At 39.6% G+C, this 23405-nt stretch carries 22 protein-coding genes, 1 riboswitch and 1 other annotated feature; of the genes, 21 read left to right on the top strand and 1 reads right to left on the bottom strand.

Annotation, left to right across the window (positions count from 1 at the left end; genetic code table 11):
* Positions 1 to 59 precede the first annotated feature (59 nt).
* Positions 60 to 1169, top strand: coding sequence for an MGDG synthase family glycosyltransferase (locus NSS70_RS14400; RefSeq protein WP_339196864.1), 1110 nt, complete (start codon positions 60 to 62; stop codon positions 1167 to 1169).
* A 47-nt stretch (positions 1170 to 1216) separates the two neighbouring features.
* Here the strand turns inward: NSS70_RS14400 and thiC are convergent, their stop codons facing one another.
* Positions 1217 to 2959, bottom strand: coding sequence for a phosphomethylpyrimidine synthase ThiC (gene thiC, locus NSS70_RS14395; protein WP_340881834.1), 1743 nt, complete (start codon positions 2957 to 2959; stop codon positions 1217 to 1219).
* A 134-nt stretch (positions 2960 to 3093) separates the two neighbouring features.
* Positions 3094 to 3209: riboswitch (TPP riboswitch) on the bottom strand.
* A 193-nt stretch (positions 3210 to 3402) separates the two neighbouring features.
* Here thiC and NSS70_RS14390 point away from each other — a divergent pair.
* The 20 genes from NSS70_RS14390 to rpoD all read left to right on the top strand — a co-directional run bounded on the left by NSS70_RS14390 (position 3403) and on the right by rpoD (position 23342).
* A complete protein-coding gene (locus NSS70_RS14390; RefSeq protein ID WP_339196862.1) occupies positions 3403 to 4686 on the top strand; it encodes an NfeD family protein in 1284 nt (427 codons plus the stop codon).
* 16 nt (positions 4687 to 4702) lie between these two features.
* Entirely contained in the window at positions 4703 to 5695 is a 993-nt protein-coding gene (gene floA, locus NSS70_RS14385; protein WP_339193102.1) for a flotillin-like protein FloA, read from the top strand.
* A gap of 28 nt (positions 5696 to 5723) precedes the next feature.
* Positions 5724 to 6101, top strand: coding sequence for a hypothetical protein (locus NSS70_RS14380; RefSeq protein WP_339196860.1), 378 nt, complete (start codon positions 5724 to 5726; stop codon positions 6099 to 6101).
* A gap of 63 nt (positions 6102 to 6164) precedes the next feature.
* Positions 6165 to 6449, top strand: coding sequence for a sporulation protein YqfC (gene yqfC / locus NSS70_RS14375; protein WP_063388039.1), 285 nt, complete (start codon positions 6165 to 6167; stop codon positions 6447 to 6449).
* A 10-nt stretch (positions 6450 to 6459) separates the two neighbouring features.
* Positions 6460 to 7653: a sporulation protein YqfD gene (gene yqfD / locus NSS70_RS14370; protein WP_063388040.1), complete on the top strand. Its 1194-nt coding sequence runs from the start codon at positions 6460 to 6462 to the stop codon at positions 7651 to 7653.
* A 3-nt stretch (positions 7654 to 7656) separates the two neighbouring features.
* Entirely contained in the window at positions 7657 to 8619 is a 963-nt protein-coding gene (locus NSS70_RS14365; RefSeq protein WP_339196858.1) for a PhoH family protein, read from the top strand.
* 59 nt (positions 8620 to 8678) lie between these two features.
* Positions 8679 to 10811, top strand: coding sequence for an HD family phosphohydrolase (locus NSS70_RS14360; protein WP_340881831.1), 2133 nt, complete (start codon positions 8679 to 8681; stop codon positions 10809 to 10811).
* A complete protein-coding gene (gene ybeY / locus NSS70_RS14355) occupies positions 10808 to 11284 on the top strand; it encodes an rRNA maturation RNase YbeY (protein WP_063388043.1) in 477 nt (158 codons plus the stop codon). Before NSS70_RS14360 ends, ybeY begins: the two co-directional genes overlap by 4 nt.
* Before the next feature lie 2 nt (positions 11285 to 11286).
* Positions 11287 to 11646: a diacylglycerol kinase family protein gene (locus tag NSS70_RS14350; protein WP_339210131.1), complete on the top strand. Its 360-nt coding sequence runs from the start codon at positions 11287 to 11289 to the stop codon at positions 11644 to 11646.
* Between the two features lie 98 nt (positions 11647 to 11744).
* Positions 11745 to 12143, top strand: a complete 399-nt coding sequence (locus NSS70_RS14345) for a cytidine deaminase (protein WP_063388045.1) — start codon at positions 11745 to 11747, stop codon at positions 12141 to 12143.
* On the top strand, positions 12136 to 13041 hold the full coding sequence (era, locus tag NSS70_RS14340; RefSeq protein WP_063388046.1) for a GTPase Era: 906 nt from the start codon (positions 12136 to 12138) through the stop codon (positions 13039 to 13041). The genes NSS70_RS14345 and era overlap by 8 nt, the downstream gene beginning before the upstream one ends.
* Positions 13042 to 13153: 112 nt before the next feature.
* Positions 13154 to 13294, top strand: a complete 141-nt coding sequence (locus tag NSS70_RS14335; RefSeq protein ID WP_065095532.1) for a YqzL family protein — start codon at positions 13154 to 13156, stop codon at positions 13292 to 13294.
* A gap of 30 nt (positions 13295 to 13324) precedes the next feature.
* Complete coding sequence (gene recO, locus NSS70_RS14330; RefSeq protein ID WP_339210129.1) at positions 13325 to 14077, top strand: DNA repair protein RecO; 753 nt, start codon at positions 13325 to 13327, stop codon at positions 14075 to 14077.
* Between the two features lie 116 nt (positions 14078 to 14193).
* Positions 14194 to 14367: a binding site (T-box leader), on the top strand.
* Positions 14368 to 14436: 69 nt separating this feature from the next.
* On the top strand, positions 14437 to 15327 hold the full coding sequence (glyQ, locus tag NSS70_RS14325; protein ID WP_063388048.1) for a glycine--tRNA ligase subunit alpha: 891 nt from the start codon (positions 14437 to 14439) through the stop codon (positions 15325 to 15327).
* Positions 15320 to 17383 (top strand): glycine--tRNA ligase subunit beta, encoded by a 2064-nt coding sequence (gene glyS / locus NSS70_RS14320; RefSeq protein WP_063388049.1) that lies wholly within the window; start codon positions 15320 to 15322, stop codon positions 17381 to 17383. Before glyQ ends, glyS begins: the two co-directional genes overlap by 8 nt.
* A gap of 765 nt (positions 17384 to 18148) precedes the next feature.
* The gene (locus NSS70_RS14315; protein ID WP_094246231.1) at positions 18149 to 18787 is read left to right on the top strand and encodes a helix-turn-helix transcriptional regulator; all 639 of its coding nucleotides are present in this window, start codon (positions 18149 to 18151) and stop codon (positions 18785 to 18787) included.
* A 15-nt stretch (positions 18788 to 18802) separates the two neighbouring features.
* Positions 18803 to 19612: a pyruvate, water dikinase regulatory protein gene (locus NSS70_RS14310; protein WP_063388051.1), complete on the top strand. Its 810-nt coding sequence runs from the start codon at positions 18803 to 18805 to the stop codon at positions 19610 to 19612.
* 260 nt (positions 19613 to 19872) lie between these two features.
* Positions 19873 to 20361, top strand: a complete 489-nt coding sequence (locus NSS70_RS14305) for a YaiI/YqxD family protein (protein ID WP_063388052.1) — start codon at positions 19873 to 19875, stop codon at positions 20359 to 20361.
* Positions 20362 to 20385: 24 nt separating this feature from the next.
* On the top strand, positions 20386 to 22182 hold the full coding sequence (gene dnaG, locus NSS70_RS14300; RefSeq protein ID WP_094246229.1) for a DNA primase: 1797 nt from the start codon (positions 20386 to 20388) through the stop codon (positions 22180 to 22182).
* Between the two features lie 32 nt (positions 22183 to 22214).
* Positions 22215 to 23342 carry an RNA polymerase sigma factor RpoD gene (rpoD, locus tag NSS70_RS14295; protein WP_063388054.1) on the top strand — a complete coding sequence of 376 codons (1128 nt, stop codon included), beginning with the start codon at positions 22215 to 22217 and terminating at the stop codon, positions 23340 to 23342.
* Positions 23343 to 23405 lie beyond the last annotated feature (63 nt).

The raw sequence follows: 23405 nt of genomic DNA, 5'->3' as shown, positions 1-23405 counted from the left end.
GCCATGAGAAATTAAGAAAAAACTTTTAAAGAACTCCATCAATAACAATGGTGAGCGATATGAAAAAAATTTTATATCTTCCTTTTTTGACCATACCTTCAGGCCATCATCAAACAGCTGATGCCCTAATGGAAGGGTTGTTACGGCTTGATCCTGACATTCATTGCGAAAAAATGGACCTTTTGTCATCGAAATTTGGAAAAATAGAAAGGCTGATATCTTCCTTTTATTTGCAATGGATTGGCCGTTTTCCTAAATCATACAGCCATATGTACCACAGGTCAGTGCTCGCGGAACAAAAGAGCGCCAAAAGGTTTTTCCATTATGAGGCACTTTTTCTCCGGCATTTAAAAAAGATCATTGATGAATTGAATCCGAAAATGATTGTTTGTACCCATGCTCTTCCTTCCTACTTGCTTGCCAGGCTGAAAGCCTCTTCTCAAATCAACATCCCTGTTATCAATGTATACACAGATTTTTTTATTCATCACCTTTGGGGAAAAAGAGAAATTGACTATCATTTTGTCGGTCACTCATATATGAAAGATTATTTGCTCGAAAAAGGTATAAAAAAAGAACAGATTTTTGTTACAGGGATTCCTATTCACCCAACTTTTACAAAAAGGAAAGATGAACATGTACATAGCATGCGCTTTTATCGAGGATTAATTTCGGGAGGAAGTTCAGGCGTCGGTTCAATAGAGAAGATAACGGAAAAAATCAGCCGCGATGATGATATCCATTATATGGTGTTATGCGGAAAAAACAGAAAGCTTTATGATCGATTAATAAAACAAAACCATCCACGAATTACTCCTTTACCTTACATCTCTTCAAGAGAACAAATGAACGATCTGTACAATCGCGTCGATTTTATCATGACAAAGCCCGGGGGTGTGACAATCAGCGAATGTTTATACAAAAAAATTCCTATATTTGTATACCACACTCTTCCAGGACAGGAAGAAATAAATTTGGAGAAATTAACGAAATTCGGGATGGTGTTTGATTTTCGAAATTGGCAAGAGGAAACAAATATTTCGGCCTCCATTATTCGAGCGCTGCAATCTAAGCAGCTATCAAAATTTTTATCGAAAGTGGATGAATATCATAAAAGTTTAGCTCCGATTGAACCAGCGGGATTGATCAAACGTTTAATGAATGAATAGCTCCTGGAAGCCATTAAAGCTTCTAGGAGCATTAGTTTGAAAATTATTTATCGATAAAGGGATGACCCGCCCTCTATAAATTCTTTTGCTTTTTGCCTCAAACCTTCCTGAACGAAATCAGAATCACTTGAACCGGCCATTTTTCTTAAATTGTGGGAAATTTTCATCGAGCAAAATTTTGGACCGCACATAGAACAAAAATGGGCAATTTTCGCTCCTTCTGCCGGCAAAGTTTCGTCATGATATTCGCGTGCCCGTTCAGGATCGAGAGAAAGATTAAATTGGTCGTTCCAGCGAAATTCAAAACGGGCTTTTGATAAAGCATCATCCCTTATTTGGGCGCCTGGATGCCCTTTTGCCAAATCTGCGGCATGGGCTGCAATTTTATAAGCAACAACACCTTGGCGCACATCCTCTTTATTGGGAAGGCCTAAATGCTCTTTCGGAGTTACATAACATAGCATGGCCGTTCCGTACCAGCCGATCATGGCTGCTCCAATGGCTGACGTAATATGATCATAGCCGGGAGCAATATCGGTTGTTAATGGACCGAGGGTATAAAAAGGAGCCCCTTTGCAAATTTCATTTTCTAAATCAACATTTTCTTTAATTTTATGCATCGGAATGTGCCCAGGGCCTTCGATCATGACTTGGACATCATGTTTCCAGGCGATTTCCGTCAATTCACCGAGCGTTTTCAATTCGGCAAATTGCGCTTCATCATTGGCATCTCGAATAGATCCGGGACGCAAGCCGTCACCTAATGAAACGGCAATATCATATGTTTTTAAAATTTCGCAAATCTCTTCAAAATGAGTGTATAAAAAGTTTTCTTGATGATGCGCCATACACCACTGCGCCATGATCGAACCGCCGCGGGATACGATTCCGGTCGTCCGTTTGACGGTCAAAGGGATATAGCGAAGCAGCACGCCGGCATGTATAGTAAAATAATCGACCCCTTGTTCTGCTTGCTCAATTAATGTATCACGGTAAATTTCCCATGTTAACTCTTCAGCAACGCCATTTACTTTTTCGAGCGCTTGGTAAATCGGGACGGTTCCAACCGGCACGGGCGAGTTGCGGATGATAAATTCTCTTGTTGCATGAATATTTTTTCCTGTTGACAGGTCCATAATTGTGTCAGCGCCCCAGCGGATGGCCCAAAGCATCTTCTCAACTTCTTCTTCGATTGACGATGTTACAGCTGAATTGCCAATGTTGGCATTAATTTTTACATGAAAGTTCCGGCCGATGATCATCGGTTCACTTTCCGGGTGATTAATGTTGGACGGAATAATGGCCCTGCCGGTAGCGACTTCTTGACGAACGAATTCAGGATCCATGTTTTCACGAATCGCCACAAACTCCATCTCTGGGGTGATGATCCCCTTTTTTGCATAGTGCATTTGTGTAACGACAGCACCTTTTTTTGCTTTGAAAGGCTTTCGATGAAAAGGTGTGGCAATATTGTGATCTTCCCAATTGCGAAATCCATTATCTTCAGGCTTTACCTGGCGCCCGTCATATTCTACAACATCATGACGGTCTAAAATCCACTGTTTGCGCACAGCCGGCAAACCTTTATGAATATCTGCCTGAAAATCAGGATCTGTATAGGGACCGCTCGTGTCATAAACCTTTACAGGTTCATTTTCAAACGTTCCCGCTTCCGTTTTCGTGGGAGTTAATTGAATTTCCCTCATCGGAACCCGAATATCGGGTCTCGACCCAGTCACATAAATTTTTTTGCTTGCTGGAAACTGCATGTTTTCGAAATAATGTTTCATTTTTCTCCTCCTCCATTTTTTTATCTGAAGATGTGCATAGAAAAATAGGAGGGGAGATGGGACGTGAAAAATAAAAACGGGTTCGCTTTAGCACGAACCCGATCAATTCAATATAGAAAAAGAAGGCAATAAAATACTCCCGCTACCTACTTCCCTACGCTGGCATCATCCAGATCAGGTTCAAAGGGTTGAAGAACTTCAGGCGCGTTCTTCTCTCAGTCCAGCTAATTGGACACCCCTAGTAGATGGTTATATATTTTTTTTAATAGTAACATAATATGAAAAATAATGAAAATATTTTTTCGTTTCATGTTTGTTTGCAGAATTGTTGATTTTTGAAACTTTCTGCACAATTGTCCGTAATAATATTAGGCAAAAAATAAGGGGGGAGAGGCCTGAAATCAAACAATAAGTTTTTCGCTATTTGCGCTCTGCTGCTCATCTTGTCGATTATTTGTGCGTCTTTTGATGCCAAATCAGCTGAAGGGAAAACAGTTTATTTTATTCCGATTGAAAATACAATTGAAAAAGGATTGGTGCATTTTATTAAACGATCCATTCAGGAGGCGGAAAAAGAAAAGGCGGATGTCATTGTTTTTGAATTGAACACTCCTGGCGGTGCTTTAGAGGCAGCGATAGAAATAGGCAAAATGATTATGGATACAGATATCAAAACAATCGCTTATGTAAATAAACATGCGATTTCCGCAGGGGCTTATATAGCATTAAGGGCTGATCAAATATATTACCATCCTGGCGGTACCATTGGGTCAGCGGCTGTCATTGACTCCAATGGCAATGCTGCAGAAGTAAAAGTGCAATCGTTTTGGAAAGCAGAGATGAGAAATGCTGCTGAGGTTCATGGCAGAGACCCTATGTTCGCTGAGGCGATGGTAGACAGCAGCTTGGATATGCCCGAATATGGTGCAGAAAAAGGAGAATTACTAACATTAACAGCAAAACAAGCGATGGAAGTCGGGTATGGTGAAGGCATCGCCAAAAGCCGGGCAAAGCTTTTGAAATCGATCGGAATGGAAGGTGCAAAAGTCCAGGAGACTGAGGAGACGTTTGCTGAAAAAATAGCCCGTTTTGTAACAAACATGTATACCATTCCGATATTATTAACGATTAGCGGTTTAGGGTTTGTGTTAGAATTGTACACTCCTGGGTTTGGCATTCCTGGTTTTATTGGACTATTGGCACTGTTTTTGTTTTTCTTCGGTCATTTTATTGCAGGGCTTGCGGGATTGGAAACGGTTGTTTTGTTCGTGCTTGGGGTACTGCTTATAATTGCAGAGTTGTTTGTTCCAGGAGGAATTATTGGAGCAATCGGTTTTCTTTCAGTCCTTTTAAGTTTATTTTTAGCAGCTGATCATATAGGACATATGGCGGTTTCTCTTTTTATTGCCGGTTCCATTTCGATATTCACAATATTCATCATGTCAAAGGTGATTGGTAAGCGTATGAAATGGTTTAAAAAAATTATTTTAAATGATTCAATCAGCACGGAGAAAGGTTATGTATCCAATCAAAATCGTACAGATTTAATTGGGAAAACGGGTGTAACTGTGACTGCTTTACGACCGGCAGGAACAGTAATGACCGATGGAGAGGAAAGATTGGATGTTGTGACAGAAGGAACGTATATTGAGAAAGGAAAAAAAGTGAAAATTGTTAAAGTAGAAGGCTCACGAATTGTTGTAAGAGCTATTAATGAAAATGAATAGGAGGTAGGTATATCACATGGACGTAACATTTTTTCTTTTACTAGGTCTTATCGTATTAGGTCTTATTTTGCTTGGCATCTTGTTCTCTTTTGTGCCGATTATGCTCTGGATTTCAGCTCTGGCAGCTGGCGTTCGCATCAGTATTTTGACTCTTATTGGAATGAGGCTGCGCAGAGTCATTCCAAGTCGAGTGATCAATCCGTTAATTAAAGCGCATAAAGCCGGCCTTGATGTCACAACGAATCAATTGGAAAGCCATTATTTGGCAGGAGGAAATGTCGATCGAGTTGTCAACGCATTAATTGCAGCTGAAAGAGCTAATATTGAATTGAGCTTTGAACGTTGTGCTGCGATTGATTTAGCGGGAAGAGACGTGCTTGAAGCCGTTCAAATGAGCGTAAATCCGAAAGTAATCGAAACCCCGTTTATTGCAGGGGTTGCCATGGACGGAATTGAAGTGAAAGCAAAAGCCCGCATCACGGTGCGAGCCAATATTGACCGGCTTGTTGGTGGTGCCGGGGAAGAAACGATTATCGCACGTGTAGGTGAAGGAATTGTCAGCACCATTGGTTCTTCTGATGATCATAAAAAAGTGCTGGAAAACCCTGATATGATTTCGCAAACAGTTTTAAACAAAGGACTCGATTCAGGAACAGCCTTTGAAATTTTATCCATCGACATCGCGGACGTTGATATCGGCAAAAACATCGGTGCGATCCTGCAGACAGATCAAGCGGAAGCGGACAAAAACATCGCGCAAGCTAAAGCGGAGGAACGCAGGGCGATGGCGGTGGCAAGAGAGCAGGAAATGCGCGCTAAAGTTGAAGAAATGCGGGCAAAAGTTGTTGAGGCGGAAGCGCAAGTTCCGCTTGCAATGGCGGAAGCTTTAAAATCAGGAAATATTGGAGTTATGGATTATATGAACATCAAAAACATTACCGCTGATACAAATATGCGTGATTCTATCGGAAAAATGACAAAAAACTCTGCTGGTGATGAAGAAGAATGATCTTTCTGCCCATCAAAGGAGGTGTCATATGGAAATATTTGAAAATCCACTGTTCATTTTTATTTTAATCGGGATTATTTCTTCTTTGTTTGGCAGAAATAAAAAAGATCAAGAGCAGCAGAAAAAAAGGAAACAAGTTGCAAAACAAACGAAACAAAGGATAAAAAATGTTTCGACAAGCCCTCCAAATGAATGGAATCAAATTCAAAATGTACACACAGGCCTATCCAGCCAACTAAAAAAAGCTGAAAAAGACAAATCGAATATGAAATCTTTTCATAATAAAAATAAAAAACAGAAACCATCAGCTTTACACATGCATTCAGCTGCAAAAGGAGTCATTTGGAGCGTCATTTTAGATGAACCCCGATCCAAAAAGCCCCATCGGTCGAATTTCATAAAATAAATGAATTAATGGTGTTAATCCCCTTTTGTCTCTCATAAATATGAGGATGAAGGGGGTTCTTTTATGGGCAAAAAATGGCATCAGCGAATAAAAAGCATATTGACAGAAGGATTGCAAATACCAGCTGACGTCATGATGGATCTTCCCCGTGTTACGATGATCGGTACATTGCATATATATATAGAAAATCATAAAGGACTGCTTTCTTTTACAGATAAAGAGATTCGAGTTCTGCTGCAGCAAGGCCAGATGCTCATTAAAGGAAGCGATTTTGTGATGAAAGCGATATTGCCAGAAGAGCTCCTTGTAGAAGGGAAAATTGAACAAGTATTATATATTGATCAGTAGGGGGATCGGGATGCGGAACAATTGGTTGTTATATTTTACAGGCTTCGTTCAGGTAATAGCGGAAGGAACCGGCTCAGAAAGAATGTTGAACGATTGCACGCGGCTTGGCATTGTCACAATAAATGTAAAGCGGCTGGAAAACGGTGCAATTTCTTTTTTTATACGCCTTAAAGATGTACAGGCTTTACGAAAAGTAGTTCGTAAACATGAATGTAAGTGCACCTTTCACCAAAGGATAGGATTTCCATTTTTATTAAAAAAATCATGGAGAAATTTTGGGTTTGTTATTGGAATTGTTCTGTTCATTGCCATTACATTTCTTTTATCCAACATGATTTGGCATATTGAAATAAAAGGGGCTAGTCCGAAAACAGAGCATTTAATACAAAAAGAATTGGACAAAATAGGAATTAAAAGAGGGACGTTTCAGTTTTTGACATCGAGCAATCAAACAGTTCAAAATCGTTTGATGAGCCAAATAGATGATATAACATGGATCGGTGTCAAATTAAAAGGAACGACATATTCTCTGGAAGTAGCCGAAAAGAAAAAAGAGCAAAAAAGCAAAGTGGAGGGGCCGAGGCATTTAGTGGCCGCGAAGGAAGCTGTTATAGCAAAAATGTATGTTGAAAAAGGACAACCTTTAGTAGACGTTCATGATTTTGTTAGAAAAGGACAAATATTAGTTTCCGGTGTAGTTGGAGAAGGTGATAAAATACGAAAAGTGGCAGCAGACGGAGAAATATTAGGCGAAACTTGGTATATTTCAACAGTGGAGGTGCCGCTTCAAACAACTTTCCAGTTATTTTCAGGAAAGTCAGTCACGAAGCATTTTCTCTCCTTTCGTTCTTTTTCCCTTCCTATTTGGGGGATGTTTCGCAATGATGAATCGGAATATCCGCAATATGCGGTGGAGCGAGACGAGCGTCCATTAAAATTTTTAAAATGGGATCTTCCAGTTAACTATAAGAAAGAAACGATTCGTGAGACGGAAACCTTTCACAGAAAATATTCTGTGGATGAAGCGAAACGGCAAGCGATTGCTGCCGGGAAAAATGACTTATTTCGAAAACTTGGAAAAGATGTCAAAATTGTTGGCGAAAAAGTTTTGCACGAAGACGTCGAGAATGGTAAAGTAAGATTGAAAATACACTTCCAAGTTATTGAAAACATTGTAAAAATAAAACGGGTTCAGGGAGATTAGAGAATGACAGAAGATTTAGTCACAATCAGCCAGAGTTTAGAAAATCCGAATGAAGCCATTAATTTATTTGGGATTCATGATGTTCATTTAAAAAGAATTGAAGAAGAGTTAAACGTATCGATCATTTCGCGCGGTGAAGCGGTATATGTTTCAGGAGATAAAGAAAAAGCTGAACTGGTTGAAGACATCTTGAAATCCCTTCTTTCGGTTATTCGAAAAGGAATTTCGATTAACGAACAAGACGTGCTTTATGCAACAAAAATGGCGAAAAGTGGGAAGATCGATGAATTTGAATCCCTATACGATGAAGAAGTTGCGAAAAATGCAAAAGGAAAAATCATTCGTGTAAAAACGCTAGGTCAACGAAAGTATTTTCAAGCAATTAAAACGCATGATTTAGTATTTGGAATCGGTCCAGCAGGAACAGGAAAAACGTTTCTCGCTGTTGTCATGGCCGTCCATTGCTTGAAAAATGGGCTTGTAAATAAAATCATATTAACGCGGCCGGCCGTTGAAGCTGGTGAAAATTTAGGTTTTTTGCCCGGCGATTTAAAAGAAAAGGTAGATCCTTATTTAAGACCTTTATATGATGCTCTACACGATATTTTAGGCGTGGACCATACGGAGCGCTTGTTAGAAAGAGGAGTTATTGAAATTGCTCCATTGGCGTATATGCGCGGAAGAACACTTGAGGATGCGTTCGTTATTTTAGATGAAGCGCAAAATACAACAACTCAGCAAATGAAAATGTTTCTAACCCGTTTAGGCTTTGGATCCAAAATGGTCATTACAGGCGACCTGACACAAGTGGATTTGCCCAAAGGAGTAAAATCAGGACTGCTTGAAGCGAATGAAAAATTATCAGGCATTCGAGGCATTTCATTCGTATATTTAAAGGAAACTGATGTCGTGCGGCACCCGCTCGTTTCAAAAATTATTGAGGCTTATGAAAAAGATGATCAGTAAGACCCGCTCATCATGACCGGGTCATTTTTGCATAGAATTGATCGGAGGTGCTGTGACAAATGAAAAGAAAAATGGATCGCAAAGACAGGAAACAGCCGATATTCCATTTTTTGAAAAAAATGAAATCCCTTCATCTTTTCTTATATCCCGTTATTGGAGTAATTTTGTTTACCGTTTTATACAGCAATGTAGAACCGGACACGTTTGATGCCAAATTATTTTCAGTATCCGACCAAACGATTTACGCACCTGTTACCGTTGTCGATAAGGAAATGACGGAAAAGAGAAGAGAAGAAGCTGCTGAAAGCGTGGAAGATCAATATGTGCTAAAAAAAGAATATGCGGACAACAGTGTGGATTTGGTCGAATCTTTATTTGATGCCATCATGGAGGCTTCATCTAATGCCGAAATGAGCAGCAAAGAGAAGCTTGACAGGCTTAAAAGCAGTTTAGGAGATATGTATGATAAATATCCTGAAAGCGTATATACATCGTTGTTAAGTGCAAATGAAGGACAGCTTACGCTGGCGAAAGATGCGGTTGTTACGGCTGTCAATGAAACGATGAGCGAGCCGATTCCGGCTGAAAAATTAGAAGAAGCGAGAAACAAAGTGAAAGAACGGCTTCAAAACGTGAATTTGCCGGATAAGATACGCTCAGCAGCTGAAGAGATTGGACGCAGCGCAATTATTTCCAATTATGTATTTGACCCAAAATCAACAGATGAAAAGCGGGAAGAAGCAAAAGAAAAAGTGCAGGAGGTTCAAATTAAGCAAGGTCAAATTATAGTCGAAGAGGGCCAATTAATTGACAGGGAAGTATATAGAAAGCTGGAATTGTTGGGCCTTTTAGATAATAAGTACACATTTCAGCCGATCATTGGTCTTTTCATTTTAGTCTTATTAGTGATGATCTATCTTGCATATTTTTTTGAAAAAGAAAAGAACTCGTTCTTTACGAGTAAAAACCAGTCATTGCTTCTCTTTACCATCATCCTAGCGATAACGTTAACGGTCATGAAGATTATCAGCTTATTTCAAAAAATGGACTATTCTCATATCGGCTTTATTGTCCCGGTGCTGATGGGAGTTATGTTGACAAAGCTTTTGATTAATGACCGCCTTGCGTTCGTGACAAGCATTATATATGCTTTTTGCGGAAGCTTGATTTTTAATGATGGAGTCACTGGCACATTTAATTTTACAATTGGTCTTTACTACTTATGCGGGTGCATCGCAGCCATTCTGTTTCTAGGGGAACATAACGTCCGTTCGAAAATTTTACAAGCTGGTCTTTTCGTTTCGGCTGTTAATATTGTTGTGATCACCGCTATTTTATTCATTCAAAATGGAATTTATTCGAATCTAGAGATCGGTTCTTATTTTCTTATGGCGATTGTATCAGGTGTTATCTCTTCCGTCTTGACAATCGGTTTAATGCCTTTTTTTGAATCAGGTTTTGGCATTTTATCGACGATGAAGCTGATTGAACTGTCGAATCCGAATCATCCTTTATTAAGGAAAATATTAACGGAGGCGCCTGGTACTTATCATCACAGTGTAATGGTGGCCAATCTAGCCGAGGCTGCTTGCGAAGCGATCGGTGCGAATGGGTTGTTGGCAAGAGTTGGAAGCTACTATCACGATATCGGCAAGACGAAACGGCCGCGCTATTTTATTGAAAACCAAATGAACATGGAAAATCCGCATGATAAATTGTCCCCTCAGCTAAGCAAAAACATTATTATTGCTCATGCTGAAGAGGGAGCAGAAATGTTAAGGAAGCATAAAATGCCGAAAGAATTTATCGATATTGCTCTGCAGCATCATGGAACATCGCTTTTAAAATTTTTCTACCATAAAGCCCAAGAAAATAGTGATCAGCCTATTTTGGAAAGTGAGTTTAGATATCCGGGTCCGAAGCCGCAAACGCGGGAGATTGCCGTTATTTGTATCGCTGACAGTGTAGAAGCAGCTGTTCGTTCAATGAAAAATCCGATGCCCGAAAAAATTGAAAAGCTTGTTCGTTCCATCATAAAAGATAAACTTCAAGACGGGCAATTCGACGAATGTGATATAACGTTTAAAGAGCTTGAAACGGTGGCAAAAATATTGTGTGAAACATTGAAGGGGATTTTTCATTCAAGAATTGAATATCCGGAATTTCATGAAAAGAAGGTGAAGAAAACATGACATTATCCATTGACATTTTCGACCAGACGGAAACACTCTCTTCTGAGGAAATAGAAACGATCGAAAATTTGCTGCAATTTGCTGCTTTAGAAGAACGTGTTCCCAAAGATTCGGAAGTATCTATAACCTTTGTTACTAATAAAGACATTCAAGAGATCAATCGGGATTACCGGGGAAAAGATCAGCCGACAGATGTGATTTCATTTGCGCTTGAAGAAACAGGAGAAGATGAAGTGGAGATCCAAGGTGCTGATCTCCCCCCTCATTTAGGGGATATCATTATCTCAATAGAAAAAGCGAAAGAGCAAGCAGAAGAATACGGCCACTCATTTATGAGAGAGCTCGGATTTTTATCTGTTCATGGCTTTTTGCATTTATTAGGTTATGATCATATGACAAAAGAAGAAGAAGAAAAAATGTTTTCAAGGCAAAAGGAAATTTTAGAGAAATTTGGATTGAAAAGAACAGGATAAACATGAAGACTTTGTTGAAAAGCTTTTATTTTGCCGTACAAGGAATAGCTGCAGCCTTCCAATCCGAGCGGAACTTTAGAATTCATGTGACAGTTGCGATCATCGTGATCGCAGCCGGATTATTTTTCAACATTAGCTTAATTGAATGGATTGTCATTCTCCTATTAATTGGCGGAATGTTAGCTTTAGAGCTGGTCAATACTGCCATTGAGCGAATCGCTGATGCTGTGTCGAAAGAATCTCATCCTCTGCTTAAAACTGCAAAAGATGCAGCTGCAGGAGCAGTATTGGTTTATGCAGCCGTTTCGGTTGTCATCGGATTCATCATTTTTGCCCCCAAAATAATTGAAGTTTTTTCGTGAAAAATGTAGAATTTTCTGAAAAAATAAACGTGAAATTAAATGAAAAATGATGTAAAATAATGAGTATAAGCTGCAACGTAAACGAAAGGAAGGAAGCTATGGACTCCCATCAACTGATTGAAGAAGCAAAAAGAGCAAGAGAATTTGCTTATGCACCTTACTCTCGATTTAAAGTAGGTGCAGCACTTCTGACAAAGGATGGAAAAGTATACAAAGGATGCAATATTGAAAACGCAGCTTATTCCATGTGCAATTGTGCCGAGCGCACTGCTATATATAAAGCGGTTTCAGAAGGTGAAAATGAATTCGCAGCTATTGCCATAGTTGCGGATACAAAGCGCCCTGTATCGCCATGCGGCGCTTGCAGGCAAGTCATAGCAGAGCTCTGTCCTAAAAATATGAAGGTGATTTTGGCGAATCTTAACGGAGACTATAACGAGCTAACAGTTGAACAACTATTACCAGAAGCATTTACATCGGAGGATTTACATGAATAAGACAAAATTTAAATCAGGATTTGTATCAATCATCGGCCGTCCGAATGTCGGCAAATCGACTTTTATTAACCGTGTAATCGGTCAAAAAATTGCGATTATGAGCGATAAACCTCAAACAACGAGAAACAAAATACAAGGGGTTTATACGACGGAAAACTCACAAATTATTTTTATCGACACTCCCGGTATTCATAAACCAAAGCATAAATTGGGCGATTTTATGATGAAAGTCGCTCAAAATACGCTCAAAGAAGTGGATCTAATTCTGTTTATGATTAATGCTGAAGAAGGATTAGGCCGCGGTGATGAATATATCATGGAACGATTGAAGGAAACCGATACTCCTGTATTTTTAGTTGTCAATAAAATCGATCGGGTTCATCCTGATGATTTATTGCCGCTTATTGACCAATACAGGGAAAAGTTCGAGTTTCAGGAAATTGTTCCAATTTCTGCCCTGCAAGGAAACAACATTGAAACGTTGCTAGGGCAAATTGAAGCGTATTTGCCGGAAGGTCCGCAATATTATCCTAGTGATCAGGTGACAGATCACCCGGAACGTTTTATCATTTCTGAACTAGTTCGCGAAAAAGTATTGCATTTGACAAGAGAAGAGATCCCGCATTCTGTCGCAGTTGTTGTTGATTCTATTGAAAAAAGAGAAAACCATGCAGTATATATAGCTGCAACAATTGTTGTGGAACGCAACTCTCAAAAAGGTATTATCATTGGGAAGCAAGGAAGAATGTTGAAAGAAATTGGGAAAAGGGCAAGGGTTGACATTGAAAACTTGCTCGGATCAAAAGTCTTTTTAGAGCTGTGGGTCAAAGTGCAAAAAGATTGGAGAAATCGCCTGTCGCAATTGCGAGATTTTGGATTTAGGGAAGACGAATATTAATTGACTTGAAGGAAGTTAGAAATATTTTCAAAACATGAAAATGAGTCAAAAAGGCTATGATAACAATGAATTGGATATAGCTTAGGAACAACGACAGAAAGGTGGGGACAATATGTTAGATTTTACCTGGAAAGTATTCACGTTTACAGGTAATATTGACACATATCTCCTTTTTAAAGAGCTTGAAAAGGAGCGGACGAAAGATTGTCAAATGAAGGAAGAAGAGCGGACTGAGGTTGATCTCCCTGTTTAGTAGTGCTGTATCCAATAGGATGGTGGAGAAATGCTTGTAAAGACGGAAGGAATTGTCATTCGTACAACGGAATATGGTGAGACCAATAAAGTTGTTACAATATATACAAGGGAGTTGGGGAAAGTTGGTGTAATGGCACGGGGCGCAAATAAACCGAACAGCCGCCTCGCAGCTGTTACCCAACTTTTTACGTATGGAAATTTTTTGTATCATCAATCTTCTGGATTGGGTAATTTAAGCCAAGGAGAAATCATTTCCGCTTTTAGAGAGATTAAGGAAAATATTTTTTTGACTGCATATGCTTCATATATTGTAGAGCTCCTTGATAAAGGAACAGATGAAAAAGACAGAAACCCTTTTTTGTTTGAGCTCTTATTTCAAACACTTCATCTGCTGAATGAAGAAAAGGATGCGGAAATTTTGACCAATATATTTGAAATAAAGATGCTCAACGTTCTCGGTTTATATCCCGAATTAAACAAATGTGCAGTAAGCGGCGAAACAAACGGACCGTTTCATTTTTCATTAAAAGAAAACGGATTGATTTGCAGCCGCTGTTTTGAAAAAGATCCTTACAGGCTCAATATTTCTCAGAAGACAGTGAAGCTGTTGCGGCTGTTTTATTCTATTGACTTAAACCGCATTGGTCAAATATCCGTCTCCCCTGAGACAAAAAAAGAACTGAGATTTGTTCTTGATCAATATTATCAGGAATATGCAGGTTTATCGCTGAAATCGAAAAAATTTTTAAATCAGCTTGACAGTTTAAAAGAAATGTTGTAAACCATATACATGGATGTGAAACCTTTCAAATGAAGGATTTATCCCCCCCTCATGCTGTTAGAAAAAGCGATTTAATGTCATGTAATGAGCGGAAATGTACGTGTCAAATTGAATAATAAAATGCGATGAAGGAAAAGAGTACCTGCAATCTTCATAGAAAGCGACCTTAGGATGGTGCGAGCTAAGGTATGAGGATGCAGGGAACGGCGTTCCAGAGCAATAACGGTTTACGAGAGGCTGAAACGTTTTTCAGCAAATAGGGTGGAACCGCGGGTCATCCCGTCCCTATGCAACTTTGTTGCATTAGGGACGGTTTTTATTTTGTTCGAACATAACTTAATTGTGGAGGTGCATGATGAATGAACATTCAAGAAATGATTTTGACGCTGCAAAAGCATTGGGCCGATCATGGATGTATTTTGATGCAGGCATATGATGTAGAAAAAGGTGCCGGAACCATGAGCCCATACACATTTCTTCGCTCCATCGGGCCAGAACCGTGGAATGTTGCTTACGTGGAGCCGTCAAGAAGACCTGCTGACGGAAGGTATGGGGAAAATCCGAACCGCCTTTATCAACACCATCAATTCCAAGTCATTATGAAGCCGTCTCCGAAAAACATACAAGAAATTTATTTAGATTCATTAAAGGCTCTTGGAATTGATCCGCTTGAACATGACATCCGCTTTGTGGAAGATAACTGGGAAAATCCTTCTCTCGGCTGCGCAGGGCTTGGCTGGGAAGTTTGGCTTGACGGAATGGAAATTACTCAATTCACGTATTTTCAGCAGGTCGGAGGACTGGAATGCAAACCGATTTCTGTTGAAATTACTTATGGAATAGAGCGTTTGGCGTCTTATATTCAAGAAAAAGAAAATGTATTTGACCTTGAATGGACAAACGGATTTACATACCGGGACATTTTTTATCAGCCTGAATATGAGCATTCCAAGTATACGTTCGAAACATCCGATACAAACATGCTATTTGAACTGTTTAATACGTATGAAAAAGAAGCGCACAGACAGATGGAATTAGGTCTCGTTCATCCAGCGTACGACTACGTTTTAAAATGCTCGCACACATTTAATTTGCTTGACGCAAAAGGAGCTATTTCTGTTACAGAACGAACCGGATATATTGGCAGAGTGAGAAAGCTGGCAAGAAAAGTTGCCAAAACGTTTTATGAAGAACGGGAAAAACTCGGTTTTCCAATGCTGAAAAACAAGGGGGCCGAAAATCATGAATAAACGGGATTTACTTATCGAAATCGGGCTTGAAGAAATGCCTGCCGGCGTCATCCTGTCTTCGATTGATCAGCTGGCTGACAAAGTAGGAGCTTGGCTGGATGAACATCGCATTTCTTACGCCAAAATAAAAAAATATTCAACTCCTAGACGTCTTGCCGTCCTTGTAGAGGATGTAAATGAAAAACAGGAAGATTTGCTTGGCGAAGCAAAAGGACCGGCAAAAAAGATTGCGGTTGATGAGAATGGAAATTGGACAAAAGCAGCGTTAGGCTTTGCACGGAGCCAAGGAGCTTCCACAAACGACATATCCTTTAAAGAAGTAAACGGTGTTGAGTACGCTTTTGTTCAAACATTTCAAAAAGGGAAAGAAACGAAAGAACTGCTCCCAGGGTTAGAAGAGATTATTCAAACCATCCATTTTCCGAAAAATATGCGTTGGGGAAATTGGAATCTTCGCTATATCCGTCCGATACAATGGTTAGTTGTCTTATTTGGACAAGACATCATTCCGTTTTCCATTACCGATGTTCCGACAGGAAATGTTACGTATGGCCATCGCTTTTTAGGAACGAAAGCGGAAATTTCCACTCCACGCGATTATGAAAATACTTTGTTGAACCAGTTTGTTGTCGCCGATTATGAAAAACGAAAACAAATGATCATTCAACAGCTGGAGGAACTGGAAAGAAAGGAAAACTGGATCATCCCTGTTGATGAAGATTTGCTCGAGGAAGTTACAAACTTGGTGGAATATCCGACCGCCCTGTACGGTTCATTCGAAGACCGGTTTTTAACATTGCCTGAAGAAGTGTTAGTGACGACGATGAAGGAGCATCAGCGATATTTTCCTGTCAAAAATAAAGATGGAAAGCTGCTTCCGTTTTTTGTTACCGTAAAAAACGGGAATGATCAAAACATTGAAACGATTGCCAAGGGGAATGAAAAGGTCCTTCGGGCAAGACTTTCCGATGCAAATTTCTTTTACGAAGAAGACAAAAAGCTTGCCATCGATACCGCACTGGAGAAGCTTGAAAAAATTGTTTTTCATGAAGAACTGGGCTCCATCGGTGACAAGGTTCGCCGAATTGTAAAATTATCAGAAAAGCTTAGCGAAAAGCTTGAATGCTCCAATGAGGAGAAAGCTTATATTAAACGGACTGCTTCCATTTGCAAATTTGACATTGTTACGCAAATGGTTTATGAATTTCCTGAGCTTCAAGGAATTATGGGAGAAAAATACGCTCTTTTAAAGGGTGAACAGGAAGAGGTTGCAAAAGGAATAAATGAGCATTATATGCCGCGGCATGCTTCCGACAAGACGCCTGAAACGTTGAGCGGAGCCATTGTAGGGCTTGCGGACAAGCTGGATACAATTGCAGGATTTTTTTCGATCGGTTTGATTCCAACTGGCTCACAAGATCCGTATGCATTAAGAAGACAAGCAAGCGGCATTGTTCAAATTCTTCGAGCAAAACAATGGCGGCTTGAATTGGAGGAATTGTTCGACCTTGCTATAAATGTATATGGTTTAGAAAATAAAGACAATTTGAGAAAAGAATTGCTGTCGTTCTTCCAAATGAGAGTCAAATTTGCGCTTCATGAAGAAAATGTCCGCCATGATATAATTGAATCGGTATTACAATCCAATTACCATGAAGTTAATGCATATTTTGAGCGGGCTGCCGTTCTGTCAGAAGAAAGCCAAAAGGGTGACTTTAAAGAAGTAATTGAATCGCTGTCTCGTGTTGTCAACATCTCGTCTAAGGGCCAAGAGGGCAATATTAAAGAAGAGCTGTTCGAGAAGGAAGAAGAAAAAACATTGTATCAAGCGTATTTACGGCTTGAAGAAAATTTTGTAAAATTGCAAAAAGAGGGTAATTTTAAAGAAGCATTTTTGGAAATGAAAGCTTTAAAGCCGGTGATTGATCGTTATTTTGATAATATTATGGTAATGGCAGAGGATGAATCGGTTAAACAAAACAGGCTGTCCCAAATGGTACAATTAACAAAGATAATCACATCTTTTGCCAAAGTGAATGAAATTATCGTAAAATAAATGCAAATAGACGATTATCCCGAGGATAATCGTCTTTCCTTGTGCGCCCGGCATGGGTGTAATCTATAGGGTGAAAGTCCCGAGCTGCGAAGGCAGAAGTAGCAGTTAGCTTAACGCAAGGGTGTCCGTGGTGACGCGGAATCTGAAGGAAGCGAGCGGCAAACTTCCGGTCTGAGGAACACGAACTTCATATGAGGCTAGGTATCACTGGGTGAGTTTGCAAGACAAAACAAAGCCCTTTCTGCCGAAGGTGATACAGAGTAAATGAAGCAGATGGATGGAAGGAAAGATTACACTCTTACCCGGGGAGGTCTGGCTGGCACGCCAAGTAACCTTGGTAACCTATCTAGTGATAGATAGCTGAACCGTCAGAAGTCAGCAGAGGTCATAGTATTAGTTGGTCTAGAACAACTAAGAAGGACCGAACAATTAAGAGAGAATAGCCCTTGGCATTCAGTGAGTCATGATGAACACAGAAAACGTAGTACCTCACTTGAGGGAGGAAGCGGTGAATCCCGTGGGAGATCTCTTGGAGGGTGGAGTGACCACTGGCATAAAGAGAACAGCTATTCACGGAAGTTATAAAGACTTGCGTCAATTATCTTAATTGAACCGCCGTATACGGAACCGTACGTACGGTGGTGTGAGAGGACGGGAGTTAATCGCTCCCTCCTACTCGATTCGCCGTAATGTACAATAGAAAACCTTTTCAAAATATTGAAATCATATATAATATTTTTATAATGCAGCCTCTTTTTCAAGGTGGTGAGGACAATAGAGCTTAATAAACGGCAAGAACAAATATTGCAAATCGTTAAGGAGCATGGGCCAATTACGGGTGAGCATATTGCAGATCGTTTAAACTTGACAAGAGCTACGCTAAGACCTGATTTAGCAATTTTAACAATGGCTGGATACCTTGACGCAAGGCCGCGAGTCGGCTATTTTTATACAGGGAAATCAGGCGCCAATTTGCTTGCAGAGAAATTAAAAAAGCTCCAAGTAAAAGATTTTCAGTCGATCCCAGTCGTTGTCAACGATAATGTTTCTGTTTATGATGCAATTTGTACAATGTTTTTGGAAGATGTCGGGACATTATTTGTGGTAGATAATCAATCGTTGCTAGTGGGAGTGCTGTCGAGAAAAGATCTCCTCCGGGCAAGCATCGGCAAACAGGAATTAACCCAAATCCCCGTCAATATTATTATGACTAGAATGCCAAATATAACCGTATGCAAAAAGGAAGATCTTATTATTGATGTAGCAAGGATTTTAATTGAAAAGCAAATCGATGCACTGCCCGTTGTAAAAGAAGTGGACGGCGGTTTTGAAGTGATAGGAAGAATTACGAAAACAAACATTACAAAAATATTGGTAAGATTAGTTGATGACGATATTATGTAAGAATGGGGGATCCGAATGAATAATCGTACGATCTATATTGTTTCAGACTCAGTCGGGGAAACGGCAGATCTCGTTGTAAAAGCAGCTATCAGTCAATTTAACGGCTCTCAATATGAAACGAATGTGAAAAGGGTGCCTTATGTGGAGGATGCAAATACAATCAAAGAAGTTGTCGCATTGGCGAAAATGGATAATGCGATCATTTGCTTCACAATCGTTGTCCCCGAACTTAGGAATCTTCTTATTCAAGAAGCGGAAAAAGAAGGTGTGATCTACCACGATATCATTGGTCCTTTAATTGATAAAATGGAAACGTCATATGGAATAAAAGCGAAGTATGAGCCCGGAAGAGTTCGGAAGCTTGATGAAGACTATTTCAAAAAAGTAGAAGCAATTGAGTTTGCTGTTAAATATGATGACGGCCGCGATCCGAGAGGAATTTTGAAAGCCGATATTGTTTTGATCGGTGTATCGCGGACTTCCAAAACGCCTTTGTCGCAATATTTGGCGCTAAAACGATTAAAAGTAGCTAATGTTCCTATTGTTCCAGAAGTAGAACCCCCTGAAGAACTTTTTAAAGTTTCCAAAGAGAAATGCGTCGGTCTAAAAATCAGTCCGGAAAAGCTGAATTATATCCGAAAGGAAAGATTAAAGCAGCTCGGGCTTAATGATCAGGCTATATATGCCAATATAGACAGAATTAAAGAAGAATTAGCTTATTTTGAAAAAATTGTTCAAAAAATCGGCTGTCCAGTTATAGATGTATCGAACAAAGCAGTTGAAGAAACAGCCAATCATATCCAAAATTTATTCTTAAAAAAATAACATGTGATAAAACCTGCTTATTCCGATCTTAAGAATATAGTAGGTTTTTTTCATGGTGAAAGATAAAATGATGGAATAATGCAGTGTATTGTATTATAATAAAAAATTGTGATAAAATTACGCTTTTTAGGTTTAGACTAAAAAAAATACGAATAAACTATTTACAGGAAGATGTCAAGGGGGTTGGAGAAAGAAAATTCGACAAATCACTTTTTGTAAAAAGTTTAAATTGCTGGCAGGATTCTTTGAGGTGATGAAGAATAGAGAAATATGATGGGAAAAATATCACTATTTTTGTCGATGCTGATGCATGCCCCGTCAAAGAAGAAATTGCATCAGTCGCAAAAAAATATAAAGTCCCGGTTTGTTTCATTGCATCATATGCTCATGTAGGTAAAAAGGATGACGGGAATAGCTGGGTATTTGTCGATCAAGAAAAGGAATCTGTCGACTTATACATTTTTAACAACTCAAAAAAACATGACATCATCATTACACAAGATATCGGACTAGCCGGTATGCTGCTTAAGAAATGCACACATGTTCTCTCTCCAAGAGGAATGCTGTTTACAGAAGATACAATCGACTCTGTTCTCCATCTCCGGTATATTTCGGCAAGGGAAAGAAGAAACGGCAATTATATCAAAGGGCCAAAAAAATTCCAAGATAAAGATCGTCATCATTTTATCACAGCACTTGAAAAAATATTGTCGAATTATGCAGGAAATTTTAAAATTCATATTGAATAAATTTTAAGGCACGGAGTTGTTCATATGGGGAAAATGCTTCCCGAGGAATTTATAGAAAAAGTGCAACATGCTGTTGATATAGTAGATGTTGTGAGTGAATATGTTCAATTAAAGAAGCAGGGTCGAAACTTTTTTGGACTATGTCCTTTTCACGGCGAAAATACACCTTCATTTTCTGTTTCACCTGAAAAACAAATTTTCCACTGCTTTGGCTGCGGTTCTGGCGGAAATGTTTTTACCTTTCTCATGCAAATTGAAGGATGCAGCTTTACAGAAGCTGTACAAATGACAGCAAAAAAAGCTGGTTTGGACATTCCAGGGGGCTCGGCACTTTCTCAAGAGTCGACATACCCAAACAACAGCGAAGCAGAGAAAATGATAAAAGTGCATGAACTGCTGAAAAAAATGTATCATCATTTATTACTAAATACAAAAGAAGGGCAAAACGCGTTAAATTATTTGCTTCATCGGGGTTTTACGAAAGAATTAATCGATCAATTTGAGATTGGCTACGCTTTAGATTCTTGGGACTTTTCTTTAAAATATTTGCTGAAAAAAGGTTTTGAACTTCCGTTGTTGGAAAAAACAGGGTTAATTATCCGAAGCGAATCTAACGGTTCTTTTTTTGATCGGTTTCGCAATCGGATCATGTTTCCGGTTAAAGATGCACAAGGCCGTACAGTCGCTTTTTCCGGAAGGTCGCTAGGAAACAAACAGCCAAAATATTTAAACAGCCCTGAGACAAAAATATTTAACAAAGGACGGATTCTTTATAATTTCCACCAAGCAAGACCTTTCATTAGACGAAAACAGGAAGCGGTGTTGTTTGAAGGGTTTGCGGATGTTATATCGTCCGTTCATGCAGGAATCGAGCATAGTGTAGCAACAATGGGAACAGCGCTGACGGAAGAACAGGTCAAGCTCTTAGCCAGAAGCGGAGGAACAGTTGTCATTTGCTACGATTCCGATTCCGCTGGAATTGAAGCTGCCTTCAGAGCTTCTAAATTGCTTGTTGAAGCAGGATGTAATGTAAGGATTGCTAAAATGCCTGAAGGGTTAGACCCTGATGACTACATTCGGACATACGGAAAGGAAAAATTCAAAAACGATGTAATAGGGGCAAGTCTCTCATTAATGGCATTTAAGATGGAATATTTTCGAAAGGGGAAAAATCTCCAGGATGAAGGGGATCGAGCGAGATACATTCAAGAAGTGCTTAACGAATTAAGCGGCCTTCCGAGCGGGATCGAACAAGAGCTGTATATCACGCAGCTTTCTGAAGAATTTTCCGTATCAAAAGAAACGTTAATGGCAGAGCTTCGGAATATAAATAAGCGGAAAAGAAGAAGACCAGAAAAAACGAGTCTCAAGACTGATGCATTACAACGGAATGCACTGATGCCTGCTTATCAAAAGGCAGAACGCCTTCTAATTGCTCATATGTTGAAAAGCAGGGAAGTGGCAGAAAAGGTTCTTCATGCGATTGGTGGAAATTTTAACGTGGAGGAGCATCGGGCTATTTCATCCTATTTATACGCTTATTATGAGGAAGGGAACGATCCAGACATAAGCCACTTTTTGACGAAGCTCAAAGATCCTTCATTAAGCCGAATTGTATCGGAAATTGCCATGATGACAATTGGCGAACAATTGACTGAGCAAGAGCTTCAAGACTATGTAAAACATATCTTGAACCATCAAAAAATGCTCATCCTAAAGGAAAAGGAAGCTGAGAAGAAAGAGGCTGAAAAACGAAAAGATTATGTAAAAGCTGCCGAAATTGCAATGGAAGTAATTCAGCTGAAAAAAGGATTAATGTGAAAGCTTGTATAACTCTGGAAGGAGGGGATCCAATGGCTGAAAAACAAGCCCATTCAAAAGATTTAGAAGCTGATGGAACTGTTGAGGAAGTGAAAAATCAGCTTATTCAATTAGGAAAGAAACGCGGAGTATTAACATATGAAGAAATTGCTGAGAAAATGGCAAATTTCGATATTGATTCAGATCAAATGGATGAGTTTTATGAATACGTTAATGAGCAAGGAATCGAATTAATTAGCGAAAACGAAGATGTTGATTCCAATTTGCCGGATTTAGACAAAGAAGATGAAGAAGAATTTGATCTAAATGATCTTAGTGTACCGCCGGGTGTGAAAATAAATGATCCGGTTCGAATGTATTTAAAAGAAATCGGCCGGGTTGATCTCTTATCGGCTGATGAAGAAATCGAACTTGCCAAGCGTATTGAACAAGGGGACGAAGAAGCGAAAAGAAGGCTTGCAGAAGCCAACCTGCGCCTAGTCGTCAGCATTGCAAAACGCTACGTCGGCCGCGGAATGCTCTTCCTCGATCTCATACAGGAAGGCAACATGGGGCTGATGAAAGCTGTTGAAAAATTTGATTATCGAAAAGGATACAAATTCAGCACATATGCAACATGGTGGATTCGCCAGGCAATTACACGGGCAATTGCAGATCAGGCGAGAACGATCCGCATCCCTGTCCATATGGTTGAGACAATCAATAAGTTAATTCGAGTCCAACGCCAATTGCTTCAAGATTTGGGTCGTGAACCGACACCAGAAGAGATCGCTGAAGATATGGATTTGACTCCTGAAAAAGTTAGAGAAATCTTAAAAATTGCCCAAGAACCTGTATCATTAGAAACGCCGATTGGCGAAGAAGACGATTCGCACTTAGGTGATTTTATTGAAGACCAAGAGGCTACTTCTCCATCAGAGCATGCTGCATATGAATTATTAAAGGAGCAGCTTGAAGATGTTCTCGATACCCTTACAGACAGGGAAGAAAACGTTCTGCGCCTTCGTTTTGGACTGGACGATGGAAGAACTCGGACTCTGGAAGAAGTAGGAAAAGTTTTCGGTGTCACTCGAGAACGCATTCGGCAAATTGAAGCGAAGGCTCTGCGAAAATTGCGCCATCCAAGCCGAAGCAAGCGGCTGAAAGACTTTTTGGAATAAAAATAAAAATGTCTTTTTCTTTCCTTGGGCAGACTTATTCGTCTGCCTTCCCTTCAATATATG

Source organism: Aeribacillus sp. FSL K6-2848 (assembly GCF_038004325.1).
GTDB classification, from domain to species: Bacteria; Bacillota; Bacilli; order Bacillales; family Aeribacillaceae; genus Aeribacillus; species Aeribacillus composti.
Note: the sequence above shows the minus strand (reverse complement) of the source record. Positions and strands in the feature narration are given on the sequence as shown.

What these genes read in the sequence shown, in the direction of transcription:
- NSS70_RS14400 (WP_339196864.1), top strand. Translation starts at nt 60, where the DNA reads ATGAAAAAAATTTTATATCTTCCTTTTTTGACCATACCTTCAGGCCAT.
- thiC (WP_340881834.1), bottom strand. Translation starts at nt 2,959, where the DNA reads ATGAAACATTATTTCGAAAACATGCAGTTTCCAGCAAGCAAAAAAATT.
- floA (WP_339193102.1), top strand. Translation starts at nt 4,703, where the DNA reads ATGGACGTAACATTTTTTCTTTTACTAGGTCTTATCGTATTAGGTCTT.
- NSS70_RS14380 (WP_339196860.1), top strand. Translation starts at nt 5,724, where the DNA reads ATGGAAATATTTGAAAATCCACTGTTCATTTTTATTTTAATCGGGATT.
- yqfC (WP_063388039.1), top strand. Translation starts at nt 6,165, where the DNA reads ATGGGCAAAAAATGGCATCAGCGAATAAAAAGCATATTGACAGAAGGA.
- yqfD (WP_063388040.1), top strand. Translation starts at nt 6,460, where the DNA reads ATGCGGAACAATTGGTTGTTATATTTTACAGGCTTCGTTCAGGTAATA.
- NSS70_RS14365 (WP_339196858.1), top strand. Translation starts at nt 7,657, where the DNA reads ATGACAGAAGATTTAGTCACAATCAGCCAGAGTTTAGAAAATCCGAAT.
- NSS70_RS14360 (WP_340881831.1), top strand. Translation starts at nt 8,679, where the DNA reads ATGAAAAGAAAAATGGATCGCAAAGACAGGAAACAGCCGATATTCCAT.
- ybeY (WP_063388043.1), top strand. Translation starts at nt 10,808, where the DNA reads ATGACATTATCCATTGACATTTTCGACCAGACGGAAACACTCTCTTCT.
- NSS70_RS14350 (WP_339210131.1), top strand. Translation starts at nt 11,287, where the DNA reads ATGAAGACTTTGTTGAAAAGCTTTTATTTTGCCGTACAAGGAATAGCT.
- NSS70_RS14345 (WP_063388045.1), top strand. Translation starts at nt 11,745, where the DNA reads ATGGACTCCCATCAACTGATTGAAGAAGCAAAAAGAGCAAGAGAATTT.
- era (WP_063388046.1), top strand. Translation starts at nt 12,136, where the DNA reads ATGAATAAGACAAAATTTAAATCAGGATTTGTATCAATCATCGGCCGT.
- NSS70_RS14335 (WP_065095532.1), top strand. Translation starts at nt 13,154, where the DNA reads ATGTTAGATTTTACCTGGAAAGTATTCACGTTTACAGGTAATATTGAC.
- recO (WP_339210129.1), top strand. Translation starts at nt 13,325, where the DNA reads ATGCTTGTAAAGACGGAAGGAATTGTCATTCGTACAACGGAATATGGT.
- glyQ (WP_063388048.1), top strand. Translation starts at nt 14,437, where the DNA reads ATGAACATTCAAGAAATGATTTTGACGCTGCAAAAGCATTGGGCCGAT.
- glyS (WP_063388049.1), top strand. Translation starts at nt 15,320, where the DNA reads ATGAATAAACGGGATTTACTTATCGAAATCGGGCTTGAAGAAATGCCT.
- NSS70_RS14310 (WP_063388051.1), top strand. Translation starts at nt 18,803, where the DNA reads ATGAATAATCGTACGATCTATATTGTTTCAGACTCAGTCGGGGAAACG.
- dnaG (WP_094246229.1), top strand. Translation starts at nt 20,386, where the DNA reads ATGGGGAAAATGCTTCCCGAGGAATTTATAGAAAAAGTGCAACATGCT.
- rpoD (WP_063388054.1), top strand. Translation starts at nt 22,215, where the DNA reads ATGGCTGAAAAACAAGCCCATTCAAAAGATTTAGAAGCTGATGGAACT.